The following is a 3,944-nucleotide window of genomic DNA, read 5'->3' as shown; positions in this document are numbered from 1 at the left end:
ACGACCAGAACGTCTGCAACGCCGCCGGCATCCCGACGATCGTCACCGTGGACGACCACGGCGGCGCGGGCGTCCGCGTCGGCGGCCAGCCGGGCGAACCAGTCGGCGAGCGGCGCGGTGACCTGCGCCGGCAGCAGGCCCTGCCCGTCGACCCAGGTCTCCGGGAGCACGAAGAGCGGTGCCGCGCCGAGGTCCTGGTCGGCGAGCATCTCGGACAGGTGGGCGGCGATCTCGTCGGCCGCCTCGGCGGGCACCCGGTCGAGGACCATGGCGATCACCGCGCCCCGGGCCCGCGCGCTGCGCAGCAGTTCCCAGGGGACGGCGTCGGCGTACCGGGCGGCGGTGGTGACGAAGAGCCAGAGGTCGGCGGCGGCCAGGAGTTGGCCGGCGAGGGCTCGGTTGGCGTCGACCACCGAGTCGATGTCGGGCGCGTCGAGGAAGGCCAGCCCGGCCGGGAGCGCGGGAGCGGTGACGAGTTGCAGGGTGCGCGGGTCCTCGCTGGGCTCGGTGGTGCGGGTCAGGCCGGGCAGCAGCTCCCCCCGGCGGAACCAGGCGGAGTCTGTCGGATTGCAGACCAGCACCGGGGAGCGGGTGGTGGGCCGCAGCACCCCGGCGGCGCTCACCCGGGCCTGCACGAGGCTGTTGACCAGGGTCGACTTGCCCGCGCCGGTGGAGCCGCCGACGACCACGAGCAGTGGGGCGTCGAGCCGGCGCATGCGGGGCAGCAGGTAGTCGTCGAGCTGGTCGGTGAGGCTCCCGGCGGCCCGGCGGGCCGGCTCGGCGGAGGGCAGCGCGAGCGGGAACCGCGCCGCCTCGACCGCGGCCCGCAGGCCGGTCAGCGCGGCGGGCAGGGTGTCGTCCCCGGTGGTGGCGGGCGGCTCCTCCCCGGCGTCCGTGGAGCCGGTGCGAGCGGCGACGGCGTGCGCGGCGGACTGGGTGGCGGGATCGCCGTGCGTCGTCACCGCTAAAGCGTGCCCGACCGATGCAAGGGAAGACAACCGGACAGTAATAACGGGTGGGTTGCGTCGGGTCGGCTCAACCTCGACTTGACGATCGGCGGGGGCGTGGCACTATTGAGCCAAGTTCACTCAACTTGTGGTGGGTGTGCTGCGGGCGGTGCCCGTCACCTGCTCAACGTAACGAAGCGAGGAAGCGAAGATGGCACGTGCGGTCGGTATCGACCTCGGCACGACGAACTCCTGCGTCAGCGTCCTGGAGGGCGGTGAGCCCACCGTCATCGCCAACGCGGAGGGCTCGCGGACGACCCCGTCGATCGTCGCGTTCGCCCGTAACGGCGAGGTGCTCGTCGGTGAGGTCGCCAAGCGCCAGGCGGTGACCAACCCGGACCGGACGATCCGCTCGGTCAAGCGGGAGATCGGCACCAACTGGTCCGTCGACATCGACGGCAAGAAGTACACCCCGCAGGAGATTTCGGCCCGCACGCTGATGAAGCTCAAGCGGGACGCCGAGGCCTACCTGGGCGAGCAGATCACCGACGCGGTGATCACCGTCCCGGCCTATTTCAACGACGGCCAGCGCCAGGCCACCAAGGAGGCCGGTGAGATCGCCGGCTTCAACGTGCTGCGGATCGTCAACGAGCCGACCGCGGCCGCCCTGGCGTACGGGCTGGACAAGGGCTCCAAGGAGCAGACCGTCCTGGTCTTCGACCTCGGCGGCGGCACCTTCGACGTGTCGCTGCTGGAGCTGGCCGAGGGCGTCATCGAGGTCAAGTCGACCAGCGGTGACAACCACCTCGGTGGCGACGACTGGGACCAGCGGATCATCGACCACCTGGTGAAGACCTTCCGCGGCGAGCACGGCATCGACCTCGCGCAGGACAAGATGGCCCTCCAGCGGCTCCGCGAGGCGGCCGAGAAGGCCAAGATCGAGCTGTCCGCCGCCACCACCACCAACATCAACCTGCCGTACATCACCGCCGGTTCGGCCGGCCCGCTGCACCTGGACGTGACGCTCAGCCGCGCCGAGTTCCAGCGGATGACGCAGGACCTGCTGGACCGCTGCAAGGGCCCGTTCGAGCAGGCCGTGAAGGACGCCGGGATCAAGGTCTCCGACGTCGACCACGTCATCCTCGTCGGCGGCTCGACCCGGATGCCGGCCGTGACCGACCTGGTCAAGCAGCTCACCGGCCGTGACCCCAACAAGGGCGTCAACCCGGACGAGGTCGTCGCCGTCGGCGCCGCCCTCCAGGCCGGCGTGCTCAAGGGCGAGGTCAAGGACGTCCTGCTGCTCGATGTGACCCCGCTGAGCCTGGGCATCGAGACCAAGGGTGGCATCTTCACCAAGCTGATCGAGCGCAACACCACCATCCCGACCAAGCGCTCCGAGGTCTTCACCACGGCGGACGACAACCAGCCGTCGGTGCTGATCCAGGTGTTTCAGGGTGAGCGCGAGATCGCGGCCTACAACAAGAAGCTCGGCACCTTCGAGCTGACCGGTCTGCCGCCGGCGCCGCGCGGCGTGCCGCAGATCGAGGTCACCTTCGACATCGACGCCAACGGCATCGTGAACGTCCACGCGAAGGACCTCGGCACCGGCAAGGAGCAGAAGATGACGATCACCGGCGGCTCCTCGCTGCCGAAGGACGACATCGAGCGCATGCGCCGGGACGCCGAGGAGCACGCCGACGACGACAAGCGTCGTCGCGAGGAGGCGGAGACCCGCAACCTGGCCGAGGCGCTCCAGTGGCAGACCGAGAAGTTCCTGGCGGAGAGCGGCGACAAGCTGCCGTCGGAGTCCCGCGACCAGATCAACGAGGCCCTCGGCGAGCTGCGCGGGGCGCTCGGCGGTCAGGACATCGAGAAGATCAAGTCGGCGCACGAGCGGCTGGCCCAGGTGTCCCAGCAGGCCGGTTCGCTGCTCTACAACCAGCCGGGTGAGCAGCCGGGCGAGGCCGGTCCTGGTGCCGGCGCGGCCGGTGGCGCCCCGGGTGGCGCGCAGGCTGGCGGTGCCGACGACGTGGTCGACGCGGAGATCGTGGACGAGGACAAGAAGTGATGGTCCGCCTCGCACACGTACTCGACGCAGAGGGATGAGGTAGCCGCATGACGGAGAAGCCACGAGCCGCCGACCCGGGTTCCACCGGGTCGGCGCCGGGTGGCTCCGCGCCCGCCGGACAGTCGTCCGACGAGCCGCGGGTCGTCATCCGCAACAACCGCAAGGTCCGCGAGACCGAGGGTTCGGACACGGCCGCCGCCGACGCCGGGACCGACGCCCCGGCGGAGGGGCTGGTCACCGACGCCGAGGTCGTGGTCGACGAGATCGAGGTCGAGGCCACCTCGGTGGAGGGCGTCACGCCGGCCGCTCCGCCGGTGGTGGACGCACCGGCCGAGCCGGTCGGCGCCAGCGCTCCGGCGCTCGGCGCCGAGCTGGAGGCCCTGCGCGCCGAGCTGGACGAACGGACCCGGGACGTGCAGCGGGTGTCGGCGGAGTACGCCAACTACCGCAAGCGGGTGGACCGGGACCGGGGACTGGTGACCGAGCAGGCGACCGGCGCGGTGCTCGCCGCGCTGCTGCCCATCCTCGACGACCTGGACCGGGCCCGTGAGCACGGCGACCTGGTCGGTCCGTTCGGCACGGTTGCCGAGCAGCTCACCACGGCGCTGGGCAAGTTCGGGCTGACCCCGTTCGGCGAGCAGGGCGACCCGTTCGACCCGACCCGCCACGAGGCGGTGGCGCACCAGACCTCGGCCGAGGTCACCGAGCCCACCTGCGTGCAGGTGATGCGGCGGGGTTACCAGATCGGCGAGCGGCTGCTGCGGCCGGCGCTGGTCGCGGTCGCCGACCCCGAGTAGTGCGCAACGACCCGGCCGTCCCGCCCGCCCCCCCCCCCCCGCGCCCCCCCCCCCCCCCCCCCCGGGGGGGGGGGCGCCGGGGGCGTGCCAATCCAGGACCAGCAAACCCACACCCACGCCGACAACGACGCC

The 3,944-nt window shown here is 71.9% G+C and carries 3 protein-coding genes; 2 read left to right on the top strand and 1 reads right to left on the bottom strand.

The features are described 5' to 3' along the window. A partial coding sequence (locus tag AB0I76_RS24460; RefSeq protein WP_357039756.1) for a GTPase domain-containing protein occupies nucleotides 1–962 on the bottom strand: 962 nt, incomplete at its 3' end. Nucleotides 963–1,158: 196 nt separating this feature from the next. On the opposite strand from AB0I76_RS24460, the gene dnaK reads away from it, so the two are divergent. Next, nucleotides 1,159–3,015 (top strand): molecular chaperone DnaK, encoded by a 1,857-nt coding sequence (gene dnaK / locus AB0I76_RS24455; protein WP_357039753.1) that lies wholly within the window; start codon nucleotides 1,159–1,161, stop codon nucleotides 3,013–3,015. A 47-nt stretch (nucleotides 3,016–3,062) separates the two neighbouring features. Beyond that, nucleotides 3,063–3,812 carry a nucleotide exchange factor GrpE gene (grpE, locus tag AB0I76_RS24450; RefSeq protein ID WP_357039750.1) on the top strand — a complete coding sequence of 250 codons (750 nt, stop codon included), beginning with the start codon at nucleotides 3,063–3,065 and terminating at the stop codon, nucleotides 3,810–3,812. Nucleotides 3,813–3,944: the final 132 nt, after the last annotated feature.

Origin of the sequence: Micromonospora sp. NPDC049799 (genome assembly GCF_040656655.1) — a bacterium.
In the GTDB taxonomy this organism is placed as follows: Bacteria; Actinomycetota; Actinomycetes; order Mycobacteriales; family Micromonosporaceae; genus Micromonospora.
Note: the sequence above shows the minus strand (reverse complement) of the source record. Positions and strands in the feature narration are given on the sequence as shown.